Origin of the sequence: Celeribacter marinus, assembly GCF_965656515.1 — a bacterium.
In the GTDB taxonomy this organism is placed as follows: domain Bacteria; phylum Pseudomonadota; class Alphaproteobacteria; order Rhodobacterales; family Rhodobacteraceae; genus Celeribacter; species Celeribacter marinus_D.
This window is the reverse complement of record NZ_CBFHKW010000043.1, coordinates 1-10,612: the sequence shown is the minus strand read 5'-3', so window position 1 is coordinate 10,612 and position 10,612 is coordinate 1. Positions and strand designations below refer to the sequence as shown.

Here is a 10,612-nt window from a genome sequence, read left to right as displayed (position 1 = left end):
ACGCCGTCAGACGTATCCTCGGGCGTCAAATCAATGCGCACCGCGCGTGCACCGCCAATTTGGCCAATACGGCCACGGCTCACCTTGCGGCCATCTTGGGCACGGATTTCAACACGTGACAGCGCCTCTCGCGGGATCGGGATCAATGTGCCTACGTCCCATGATGCCACCTCGCTGAGTGAAAGCGTTATTTCGTGCAACACGGTATCAAGGGTGACATGGGTGCCCATCACCACATCTTTGAACTCTTTGCCCCACGCGCTTTCCTCGCCTTTCACCCGTTTGGGCGGTGGCGCATCAAAGGGGAAGATCAAGACAATGGTGCTTTCGCGCGCCACACGGCCAACGGTCACGGTGATGTAGAAGCACCTGTACGGCACATCGTCAAAGGCAAGGGCGATGGATCGTTTCTCTTGGAGGCGTGCGGCATAACGAAATCCGTCCACCTTTGGCGGATTGGGAGCCTGCGCGATCTGTTCCTCGAATTCCTCGATCATCCGGTCGATCAAGTCAGAGCACATTACCGCATCCGTGGTTGAGGGCTGTCGCTCCTCAGGGGCCATGGGCAAAACAGATCCCGTTGTCATTTGCTCGACAACCGAGGCTGTGGTCACATGATCGAACACCATCAACCCGAACTGATCGGCTGGCCCCTCCAACAGGGCCAAAAGCGCATTCTCGGGTAGGCTTTGCGTCAGCGCCGACACCGTTTGGCGCCGTTCCTCGACGTGTTGAACCTGAAACACCAACTCCATCGCCTCTTCGGCGGCTTTGGCAAATCCTACGCGCAATGCCTTTGTCGCAGACATAGGTTGAACTTCCGGCGGGGGGCGTCCCGCACCGGTTTTCCGCCTAAGAGCTGTAATGACGTCCTCGTCTGACATGCGTACTTCATTCCTGATTGATCTTGATTTTGCCCTATCGAGGTAAACAAAACCTTGATTCAGATACGAATTCCGCCAGTCTCGCGAAATAAGATTAATCAATTGCTACGGTGCGTGTCCCGCGCCGCGCCGCGCCCGTGGCAGCTTTAGCCGAAACGCCGCCCCACCCTGTCCGGGCAAATAGCTGATCGTACCGCCAAGATTGTGCATAATCTCACGACAAATTGCCAAGCCAAGGCCCGCACCGCCCGCTTTGGCATGATCCGTCAGCCGTGAAAACTTTTCAAAAATCATCGCCTGTTTGTCACTCGGAATGCCTGAGCCGTTGTCGACAAAGTCGATTTGCAACTGGTCGCGCCCCACCCGTGTCGCGGTGATATGCAAGGCGGGGTTGCGCGCGTCGCAATATTTGCGCGCATTGGTGATCAAGTTGATAAACACCTGTGCGAGGCGGTCGGGATCGGTCTCAATCGCGATATGCTCGCTTAACTCGCCGCGGTGCACGATCAGCCCCGTATTCAGACCGCCATGCGTGGTCGCCTGAACCGCGCGCGCGATCACATCGTGCAAATTGGTGCGCGCCCAGTTCAAGGTCACCTGTCCGTTTTCTAGTACCGATAGGTCCAACAGGTCATCAAGCAGCCGCGTCAGACGTTGGGCCTCGTCATGAATGATTCCCGAAAACCGCTTTAGACTTTCGGCGTCCATTCCGACATCTGTGCCGACATCTGCGGTCCCCACATCACCGCTGTCGCGCAAAATCTCGGAAAACGCGCGGATCGACGTCATGGGCGTGCGCAATTCGTGGCTAATCTGGCTCAAAAACGCGTCCTTTTGGATCGAGAGCGCCGTGAGTTTCTCGTTGGCTTCACGCAATTGGCGCGCGGTGCGGGCGAGTTCGGAGGACTTGGCCTCTAACTGACTTGAGTACTCCATGATCTGCGCCGCTTCATCCGCCACCGCCATCAAATCCTCAACCGACACGATCGAGCCGCCCACCAACTGACCAAGCATGGCGTGCGCCGTGGCCGCGCCAACCGAGCCCGCAAGTTCGCGCTCCAACCGCTCCAGGAATGCGGGCGTCACATCGGGCAGATACCCCTGTTTTCCTTGGGCCTCGGCCTCGATCTGAAACAGCTTTTGCGCCTCTGCCGACCCAACGATGCGTTGCGCCATCATCAAGAGATCCTCGGCCTCGGCAACCCCCTCAGACCAGCGCCGCGCCGCACCTGTATGCTCGAACACATTGACGAATTGCGCGCCTTGCAAGCGCTCGACGGGACGCGGGAACGACACCAAAGAGCCGATCACAAACGCAAGTGCGTTGAGCGCAATCGACCACACAACAGCATGTACAACCGGATCGGCCCCCGTGACGCCAAACAACGCTTGCGGGCGCAACCACGCCAGATCGAACGGCCCACTGGCCATAAAGGCCTCGGTAAATCCGGCCGCTGCCCCAAATGAGGGCAAAAACATCGTGTAGGCCCAGATCACAAATCCCGTCACAATGCCCGCAATCGCGCCGACCCGCGTGGCCCCGCGCCAAAACACGCCGCCGATTAAAGCCGGTAACACTTGTGCTACGCCGGTGAACGAGATCATACCAATCGCGGCCAAGGCCTCCGAGCCGCCCGAGATATGGAAATACAAATAGCCAAGGCCAAGCACGCCCGCGATGGAGATGCGCCGCGCCAGCAACACGACCGAACGCACATCCCCCGAAACGGTCGCACCGTCTTTGCGGCTCGACAGCCAAATCGGCATAACGATGTGGTTGGACACCATCGTCGACAGGGCGATTGCGGCGACAATAACCATCGATGTCGCCGACGAAAACCCACCTAAAAAGCTAAGTGCTGCAAGGGCTTGCTTGTCATAGTTAAGAGGGATCGTGAGCACGAACATATCGGGATTCGCCCCCTCGGGTAGCACGGCAAGCCCCGTCACCGCAATCGGGATCACGAACAGCGACATACCAAACAGATAGAGCGGAAAGGCCCACCCAGCGGTGAACAAATGGCTTTCTTCAGAGTTCTCGACAACCAGAACCTGAAACATGCGCGGCAGGGTCAAAAACGCAGCCGCAGCCAACAGCGTGAGCGTCACCCACCGCGTGCCGTTTATCGATTGTTGCGCAATCGGCGAGGCGTCAATGCGCGCGAGTGTCTCCCCCAGACCGCCGCCCACACCCCACACAACGAACACCCCCACCGCGACCAAGGCCACAAATTTCACCACGGCCTCCAACGCAATGGCGGTGACAACACCGTGGTGACGCTCGTTGGCATCTAGGTTGCGCGTGCCGAACAAGATTGTGAACAACGTCAGACCACCCGCCACCCAAACTGCTGTTTTGTTCAAATCGGGGACGACCATCGCCTGAGGATCATTGATGCCAAAGACCGCAAATGACAGCGCAACAGATTGAAGTTGCAGCGCAATATAAGGCGTGGTGCCGATCACCGCGAGCAAGGTGACAAGCACACCAAGCGTATTGGACTTGCCAAAGCGTGAGGAAATGAGATCGGCAATCGACGTGATACGCTGTGTACGGCCAATGCGCACCAATTTGCGCAGCACCCACCACCATCCGATCATCACAAGGCTCGGACCCACATAGATCGTCACAAACTCAAGGCCGGATCGCGCCGCATAGCCCACCGCGCCGTAAAACGTCCACGCGGTACAATAGATCGACAGTGAAAGCGTGTAGACCACGGGAGAGCGCAACCATCCCAAACGGCCACGCTCAGCGCGTTTTTCCGCCCAAAATGCAACAAAAAACAACAGCGACGCATAGGCGAGACAGACCAGAACCAGAAGGTTGAACGAGAGCACCGCTACCCCTCCGCGCTGTGATCGGGATTAAGCGGCGCTGCCCCGCGTCCCTCACGGGGCACTTTGCGCTGCATCGCGATTGCGAACGCGACACTGCCAACGATCGCCAATCCCCAAATGGCAAAGACATAGACAACGGAACGCCCCCCGTGGCCGACAGGTTCCCCCGTATCGCCACCGCCCCAAAGCAGGGGCAACAGATACAGCGCAAAAAGCAAAACAGGCAAAAGCCGTTGCGCATCGATCCAACGCCGCTGTCGGTAGGACGCGCGCGCCAGATAGAGCGGCGTGTGGCGTTCACGCGGCGCGAGATCGGACAGGCGGGTGTCAGGCATCGCCATGTCTGATCGCGCCATGCTCAATCGCCTCGACCGCCTGACCCTGTGCATCTGCGGCTAAAGTCCGAACGGCATCCAACATGTCGGCGTTTGAAAACGGCTTGGTCATAAAGACCGACACGCCCGAGGCCTCGGCCAACTCACGGTCCTTTTTCTGACCGCGCGCGGTGAGCATCAAAATGGGGCGGGTTTTATGATCGTCCATGCCCCGCAACTCGCGCAGGATCTCAAAGCCTGATTTATTGGGGAGCATAACGTCGAGAATGATAATGTCGGGCCGCTTGGCCTCAACCGCGGCCACGGCCGTGCCACCATCGGAATGCGTCTCGACGGTCCATCCGTCTCGCGACAAGATGAATCGGATAGCTTCGATGATGTTCGGCTCGTCTTCAATGAGCAGGACGCGTTTGCCCATGCTGTAACCCTCTCCCCTTGGTCCCCTTCCTTATCACCGCTCAAACGGCGCGAGTCAAAAGGCTTGGCCGTTTTTACGGGCAAACTCACACCTTTACGTTTGGTCAACCATGACCAAGGACGGTTCACGGCGCGCAGCACAGGCGGCGCGCGCACATACGCGACAGGTTGACCCAATCCCCAATGCGCCCCCTGATGCCTCAGCGGACGGCAGCCTGCGCCCCGCGTGTTCCAAAGGCACAATCATCATAGTGGCCTCGACAATTTGCGGCGCGTCGAACTCTAGCGCCTGAACCGGCTGACAAATGGCATAAGCGACAAAGCGGCGGGCCGGTTGCCCTTGTGCCTCTATCACACGCCGAACTGGCACGGTTGGCCGCAAAAGTGCCTGATAAAGCGGCCATAGCGGACAGGCCGCCCCAAAGCGCGGCAAGGCAAATCCGTCAAGCGGCTTGCGAAAGGTGAGCGTCCCCGAGCCATCGCAGCGCGCCAACCCAACAGGTGGACGATGATCTGCGGGTGGCAATGCCGCAAGGCGGCGCATCGCAGCATCAAGCGGCACATTGGCCGCGCGTGCCAACGCCGACGGATCAGGGCCGTGCTGCGCCAAAACCGCATCTACTTGCGCCAAAGGCATTGCTTGGGCATCGCGGGTGGCCTTGGCCTGCCAATCTTGTGCTAGGGTCTGGGCCGCAAGGGTTTTGAGCGGCGCAGACTGTGCGCGGGCTTGCGCATCTGCATCCGTCTCGTCGCCAAGCGCATAGGACCGCGCGGCGAGCCATGCCTCCACCTCATCAAGCGGCGTTGATAGCCCCTCTTGGGCCGATCCAATCGTGTCCAGATAAGTGACAAGCGACTGTGCGCCATCCGCGAGACGCTGACTGTCCTCGTACAGATTACGGTGAAAACGTGCGCGCCATTCAGGATCGATATCATCGCCCGCGTTGAGAATACCCGCAGTTGAGCGCACCGCCGTCACAGACGACAACAAATCATGCAGGGCATCACTCAGATAGGGATCATGGGCCAAACGGTCATTGAGCGCCTCGACACGGCGCTCCAATGCGCCGATGTGGTCGCGTTGCTGCGTCACCAAACCCGCCCAACCCGGAAAGCGGTCCGCGAAATCCTCAACACGGTCGACCTCAACCACATCACGCCCATCGCCCGCCTCACCCGCCGCCGCGCGCAACCCCTCAACCAAGGGCGCCTGCGCCCCTTGCGACAGGGCAACCAGATCAGCGTCCAGCTCACGCGCCAAATCAACAAGGAGTTTTCCACCGATTCTACGGCGGTTATGCTCGATCAAATTGAGATAGGCGGGTGAAATCCCCACACTGCGCGCCAAATCGGCTTGCTTGAGCCCCTTAAGGGTGCGGCGCTCGCGGATGCGGCTGCCTGTCAGTGTCGAACGCGGCATTTTAGTCCCTCATTATTCCCAACGTTTTCAGCGCCTTTCTGCGACTGCATCCAGAGAATGCCGCACCCCGCCGATAAATTCTTTACACTGCATACCACCGTATTGTGTAAACGTTAACAAAAAAATCATTTAGCAAGAGTGACTTGTTGAGAAATTATCGTTCACCCCCCAATAATCACAACATCCTGTTAACGCGTCTTGTGCGAACAAAGACAGGCGACGATCTGAGCGCGGAGGAGGCGATCAGGTCGGAATAAACTTATAGGGAGGATAAATATGTCCACATCCAACTTCACACGTCGCGGTCTGCTCAAGACCGGCGCCGTCACAGGTGCAGGTCTCGCTTTGCCGACGATCTTTACCTCTGGCGCGATGGCGTTCACCAACGAACCGACTGGCGGCTCCGTCACGCTCGGCTTTAACGTTCCCCAGTCTGGCGCTTACGCCGATGAGGGTGCGGACGAGCTGCGCGCATACGAGCTTGCTGTTGAGCACCTCAACGGTGGCGGCGACGGCGGCATGATGAATACTTTCAGCTCCAAAGTGCTCGAAGGTAACGGCATCATGGGCAAGAAGGTCGAGTTCGTCACAGGCGATACACAGACTAAATCTGACGCTGCCCGCGCATCCGCAAAATCCATGATCGAAAAAGACGGCGCCGTGATGATCACGGGCGGCTCGTCCTCGGGCGTGGCGATTGCTGTTCAGGGTCTATGTCAGGAAGCTGGCGTGATCTTTATGGCCGGCCTTACCCACTCCAACGACACCACGGGTAAAGATAAGAAAGCCAACGGCTTCCGTCACTTCTTTAACGCGTACATGTCCGCAGCTGCTCTGGCACCTGTGCTCAAAAACCTCTACGGCACCGACCGTAAGGCGTACCACCTGACTGCTGACTACTCATGGGGTTGGACACAAGAAGAGTCGATCGCCGCCGCAACCGAAGCCATGGGTTGGGAGACCGTCAACAAGGTCCGCACCCCGCTTGGCGCTGGTGACTTCTCGTCCTACATCACGCCCGTTCTGCAAACAGACGCAGACGTGCTCGTGCTCAACCACTACGGTGGGGACATGGTCAACTCGCTCACCAACGCCGTTCAGTTCGGCTTGCGTGACAAAATGGTCAACGGCAAGAACTTCGAAATCGTTGTTCCGCTCTACTCGCGCCTTATGGCACGTGGTGCTGGTGCAAACGTTAAGGGCATTCACGGCTCGACAAACTGGCACTGGTCGCTTCAGGATGAGGGCTCCAAAGCCTTCGTTAAATCCTTCGGCACCAAATACGGCTTCCCACCCTCACAGGCGGCACACACCGTATACTGTCAGACGCTTCTGTACGCAGATGCCGTGGCACGTGCTGGATCGTTCAACCCATGTGCGGTTGGCGAAGCGCTTGAGGACTTCCAGTTCGACGGCTTGGGCAACGGTCCAACCCTCTACCGTGCAGGCGATCACCAGTGCTTCAAAGACGTTCTGGTTGTGCGCGGGAAAGAGAACCCAACGTCCGAGTTCGACCTTCTCGAAGTGGTCGAAGTCACACCAGCAGCTCAGGTCACATACGATGTCGACCACCCCATGTTCGCCGGTGGCGCATTGGGCGAGTGTAACGCAGGCTGATCTGCCAACACTGCGGCGCGCCCATGTCACCACACGGGTGACTGGCGCGCCATTTCACGCACATGAAACGATCGAGGGCGCCGCATTGGCGTCTTCGGTTCCCCCTCCCCGCGCATCTCACCGGATCGCGGACCACGGGGGTCGCATGCCAAAGCATAACCACAACCTAAGGTGGGACAATGGAGACGATCCTTTCGCAATTGCTCAACGGGCTTGATAAGGGCTCGGCTTACGCGCTCATAGCACTTGGGCTTACCCTCATTTTCGGCACGCTCGGTGTTGTGAACTTTGCCCACGGGGCAATTTTCATGATCGGCGCCTTTTGTGCTGTTACACTGTCGCGCATTTTCTCAATCTCGTTCGAGACGATTGACCCGACAAAGACCGACTTTCTTGGCAATCCCGCCGTGATCAAAACACCCTACGTTGAGGCGTGGTTTGGTCCCGAAACAGGGGCTTGGCTCATTGATTGGTCGGTGCCGCTGGCGATTTTGTTCTCCATCCCGATCATGATTGCCGTGGGCTACATCATGGAGCGCGGTCTCATCAAACACTTCTACAAGCGCCCCCACGCCGACCAGATCCTCGTGACCTTTGGTTTGGCTATCGTGCTTCAAGAAGTGATCAAGTATTTTTACGGGGCCAACCCGATCTCGACCCCCGCCCCCGAAGCCTTCAAAGGCTCATATGATTTCGGCGCGCTGCTCGGGTTCGAAGCCAACCGCATCGTCTACCCCTACTGGCGTCTGGTCTACTTTATGTTTGCCGCTGTCGTCATCAGCGCGGTGTTCTCATTCCTGCGGTTCACCACCTTCGGGATGGTTGTGCGCGCAGGCATGGCAGACCGCGAAACTGTCGGCCTTTTGGGTATCAACATCGACCGCCGTTTTACCTTTATGTTCGGCCTTGCCGCCGCCGTAGCAGGCACAGCGGGCGTAATGTATGCGCCTGTGTTGTCGCCCAACTACCACATGGGAATGGACTTCCTCGTGTTGTCGTTTGTTGTGGTGGTTGTGGGTGGCATGGGCTCGTTGCCTGGTGCTGTTGCTGCGGGCTTTTTGCTCGGCGTACTCGAAAGCTTTGCCTCGATGAACGAGGTTAAATCGATCATCCCCGGTATCGACCAGATCATCATCTACGTCGTCGCCATTGTCATCCTGTTGACCCGTCCGCGCGGTCTAATGGGCAAAAAAGGCGTGATGGAGGACTAATCAAATGCTCGGACTCAATAAAACTGACTCAAAGTTCCTGCTGATTGTAATTGCGTTGACCATGCTCACGCCGTTCTTGATGCAGCCCTTCGCCGAAGGATCGGGCCTCGCCCAGTTTAACGGCGGCTATCCTGATCTCATGCAAAAGGTCGCCATTTTCGGCATCTTTGCCGTAGGGTTCAACATCCTGTTCGGCCTCACCGGTTACCTCAGCTTTGGCCACGCCGCGTTTCTCGGCATAGGATCCTACTCTGCGGTCTGGATGTTCAAACTGCTCACCATGAACGTCATCCCCGGCATCTTGCTTGCCATGTTTGTATCGGGCCTGTTTGCTCTGGCCATTGGATATGTCTCCTTGCGCCGCTCGGGCATCTACTTTTCGATCCTCACACTGGCCTTTGCACAGATGTGCTACAAAATGGCCTACTCGGTGCTGACCCCCATCACCAACGGTGAAACGGGTCTACAACTGGCGCTCGACGATCCACGCATTCTAGACAGCGCGGCTCAATCTGGCTCGTTGCCCGTGACCAACCTGTTCGGTTTGGCGATGAATTCGTCCTACAAACTCGAAGCACTCGGCCGCGTCTTTACCTTTTCCGTGGGCTACTATTTCTGTGCGGTCATCGCGATCATCGCCTTTTACATGGCGATCCGCATTTTCCGCTCGCCCTTTGGCATGATGCTGCGGGCCGTGAAATCCAACCAGAACCGGATGAAGTTCACGGGCCTTGATCCCAAACCCTATACGCTTGCGGCCTTTGTCATCTCTGGCATGTACGCCGGTCTCGCCGGTGGCCTGCTGGCTGCGATGGACCCGCTTGCCGGTGCCGACCGTATGCTGTGGACCGCCTCTGGTGAGGTTGTCATTATGACCATTCTTGGTGGTGCTGGCACATTGATGGGTCCGGTTCTTGGCGCAGGTGTGATCAAATATCTTGAAAACATCTTCTCCAAAATCAACGAGAGCGTGTTGCACTCTTGGTTCCACTGGTTGCCTGACGGTATCGAAGAGGTCGTGGTCTGGGTCTTTGCCCGCTTCACTGGCGAGGGCTGGCACCTCACCCTCGGCGTGACGTTCATGCTGGTTGTGACCTTCCTTCCCGGTGGTCTGGTCGAAGGCCTCAAACGCATCTCCGACCGCCTCAAAAGGGGCAATAAGAAGCGGGACAAATACGATGATCCCGATCCCGAACATCACCCCGACCCTAGCAAACACGTCGTTTAAGGAGCGCTCACCATGGGAATTCTTGAAGTCAAAGGCGTGGGGAAACGGTTCGGGGGTCTACAAGCCCTCGGAGACGTCAATCTCTCCGTCCAGGAAAACACTGTTCACGCCATCATCGGCCCAAACGGTGCAGGCAAATCCACCTTGCTCAACTGCCTTGTGGGCAAACTCATCCCTGATACGGGTTCGGTCATGTTTGACGGCCAATCCGTTCTGGGACGTAGCCCGCACGAAATTAACCAAATGGGCATTAGTCGTGTGTTCCAAACCCCGGAGATCTTTGCGGATCTGTCGGTGATGGAAAACATGATGATCCCGTGTTTTGCCAAACGAGACGGCGCCTTTCGGATGCACGCCATGATTAACATGGCATCTGAGCGCGATCTGATTGAAAAGGCAGAAAAAATGTTGAGCGAAGTCGGTATGTTGGAAAAGACCAATATGCTCGCCTCGGCCATGTCGCGCGGCGACAAGCGGCGTCTCGAGATTGCGATGTGTCTGGTCCAAGAGCCAAAACTGCTGTTGCTCGACGAACCAACGGCGGGCATGGCGCGCGCGGATACCAACAACACCATCGCTCTGCTCAAGCAGATTAAGGAAGAACGCGATATCACAATTGCCATTATCGAACACGACATGCACGTTGTGTTCTCACTGGC

Annotated in this window: 9 protein-coding genes; 4 read left to right on the top strand and 5 right to left on the bottom strand. The window is 57.5% G+C overall.

Annotation, left to right across the window (positions count from 1 at the left end; translation table 11 throughout):
• The 5 genes from ACTG34_RS10040 to ACTG34_RS10020 all read right to left on the bottom strand — a co-directional run.
• Positions 1-884: FliM/FliN family flagellar motor switch protein (locus tag ACTG34_RS10040; RefSeq protein WP_439104788.1), on the bottom strand; the 884-nt coding region annotated here is incomplete at its 3' end.
• 105 nt (positions 885-989) lie between these two features.
• The gene (locus ACTG34_RS10035; protein ID WP_439104787.1) at positions 990-3,725 is read right to left on the bottom strand and encodes an ATP-binding protein; all 2,736 of its coding nucleotides are present in this window, start codon (positions 3,723-3,725) and stop codon (positions 990-992) included.
• A 2-nt stretch (positions 3,726-3,727) separates the two neighbouring features.
• Entirely contained in the window at positions 3,728-4,081 is a 354-nt protein-coding gene (locus ACTG34_RS10030) for a hypothetical protein (protein ID WP_439104786.1), read from the bottom strand.
• The gene (locus ACTG34_RS10025; RefSeq protein ID WP_439104785.1) at positions 4,053-4,478 is read right to left on the bottom strand and encodes a response regulator transcription factor; all 426 of its coding nucleotides are present in this window, start codon (positions 4,476-4,478) and stop codon (positions 4,053-4,055) included. The genes ACTG34_RS10030 and ACTG34_RS10025 overlap by 29 nt, the downstream gene beginning before the upstream one ends.
• A 93-nt stretch (positions 4,479-4,571) precedes the next feature.
• Entirely contained in the window at positions 4,572-5,897 is a 1,326-nt protein-coding gene (locus ACTG34_RS10020) for a short-chain fatty acyl-CoA regulator family protein (RefSeq protein WP_439104784.1), read from the bottom strand.
• Positions 5,898-6,173: 276 nt separating this feature from the next.
• On the opposite strand from ACTG34_RS10020, the gene ACTG34_RS10015 reads away from it, so the two are divergent.
• The 4 genes from ACTG34_RS10015 to ACTG34_RS10000 all read left to right on the top strand — a co-directional run.
• Entirely contained in the window at positions 6,174-7,514 is a 1,341-nt protein-coding gene (locus tag ACTG34_RS10015) for a substrate-binding protein (RefSeq protein ID WP_439104783.1), read from the top strand.
• A 179-nt stretch (positions 7,515-7,693) separates the two neighbouring features.
• Positions 7,694-8,725 carry a branched-chain amino acid ABC transporter permease gene (locus tag ACTG34_RS10010; protein ID WP_439104782.1) on the top strand — a complete coding sequence of 344 codons (1,032 nt, stop codon included), beginning with the start codon at positions 7,694-7,696 and terminating at the stop codon, positions 8,723-8,725.
• 4 nt (positions 8,726-8,729) lie between these two features.
• On the top strand, positions 8,730-9,953 hold the full coding sequence (locus tag ACTG34_RS10005; RefSeq protein WP_439104781.1) for a branched-chain amino acid ABC transporter permease: 1,224 nt from the start codon (positions 8,730-8,732) through the stop codon (positions 9,951-9,953).
• 12 nt (positions 9,954-9,965) lie between these two features.
• A partial coding sequence (locus tag ACTG34_RS10000; protein ID WP_439104780.1) for an ABC transporter ATP-binding protein occupies positions 9,966-10,612 on the top strand: 647 nt, incomplete at its 3' end.